The sequence below is a fragment of the Aliidongia dinghuensis genome (assembly GCF_014643535.1).
GTDB classification, from domain to species: Bacteria; Pseudomonadota; Alphaproteobacteria; order ATCC43930; family CGMCC-115725; genus Aliidongia; species Aliidongia dinghuensis.
In genome coordinates, this window is record NZ_BMJQ01000054.1 from 1 (window position 1) to 1,397 (window position 1,397).

Genomic DNA, 1,397 nt, shown 5'->3' on the forward strand with positions numbered 1-1,397 from the left:
AAAGCAGATGAGGTGGATGGCTCCCGCTCACGACATCTGAGTGCCAAGGTGGGTTGCTGTCAGGCAAACCCGAGCAAAGGAGCCATCCGCCATGGAGATTACGACAATCGGCCTGGATCTGGCCAAGCGCGTTTTCCAGGTTCACGGCGTCGATGCCGCGGGCGAGGTCGTCGTCCGCAAGGCGCTTCGGCGTGCGCAGGTGCTGCCGTTCTTCGCCAAGCTGCCGCCGTGCCTCGTCGGCATGGAGGCCTGCGGCACGTCGCATCATTGGGCGCGCGAGCTGGCGGGGCTCGGGCATACGGTGAAGCTGATGCCGCCGGCCTACGTGAAGGCCTATGTGAAGCGCGGCAAGACGGACGCCGCGGATGCGGAGGCGATCTGCGAAGCGGTGACGCGGCCGACCATGCGGTTCGTGCCGATCAAGTCGCGCGAGCAACAGGCGGCGCTGTCGATGCATCGTGCGCGCAACCTGCTGGTCAAGCAGCGCACCCAACTGGTGAACATGATGCGCGGGCTACTGGCCGAGTTCGGCATCGACATCCCGGACGGCCTCGAGCGCGCCCTGCTGATGGCGCGGCAGATGGTCAAGGGCACGGAGCTTGGCGTGCCTGCGGCGGCGGGCCGGGTCGTGCTCATGCTCTCGCAGCAGGCGCTGAGCACTCATGTTCAGCTCCGAGAGATTGATCGCGCGCTCGCAAGTATGCGTCGGACCGACGACATGGCCTGCCGCCTTGCCACCATCCCCGGCATCGGCCCGGTCGGCGCCACGGCGTTCGCGGCTTCGGTCACCGACCCTGGGCAATTCCGCTCCGGGCGAGAGTTTGCCGCCTGGCTCGGGCTGACGCCGCTGCAGAACTCCAGCGGCGGCAAGGAGCGGCTCGGCCGCATCACCAAGATGGGCGACAAATACCTGCGCAAGCTCCTCGTCGTCGGCGCGACCTCGCTCGTCCGGCGGGCCAGGCACAAGCCGGAGACCGCGGATCAGCGCTTGGTCGCCCTGCTGGCACGCAAGCCCGTGCGTGTGGCGACGGTCGCCATGGCGAACAAGATGGCGCGGATCGTCTGGGCGGTGATGACGCGAGGAGACGTTTATCAAGCGAGCCATGCGCCGATGCTGGCAGGCTGAAGCACACCCAGGTTTTGGCTGAGGAGATCGGCTCAACGAGGTTGCGGGGCGACGCGAAGTGATGGCGAAACCGGTCAGGCCGGGAACAGGGACAACCCATGGACTGGCGAAGGCGTCATAGCCTGATAAGCAGAATGGGACCCGGTTCGCGGACTCCATCAGGGCCAGCAGTCCCTACCGACTGCATCAACAGGCCGGACAGAAGACTGCACCCGACCACACGCCAGATCATCACATCGCACTTGCAACGCGGGAGCCATCCACAGAAGCC

1 protein-coding gene is annotated in these 1,397 nt (G+C 66.2%); it reads left to right on the plus strand.

The genetic code is table 11. The features are described 5' to 3' along the window. The first annotated feature begins 91 nt into the window (after positions 1–91). On the plus strand, positions 92–1,126 hold the full coding sequence (locus tag IEY58_RS34110; protein WP_189052654.1) for an IS110 family RNA-guided transposase: 1,035 nt from the start codon (positions 92–94) through the stop codon (positions 1,124–1,126). Positions 1,127–1,397: the final 271 nt, after the last annotated feature.

What these genes read in the sequence shown, in the direction of transcription:
- IEY58_RS34110 (WP_189052654.1), top strand. Translation starts at nt 92, where the DNA reads ATGGAGATTACGACAATCGGCCTGGATCTGGCCAAGCGCGTTTTCCAG.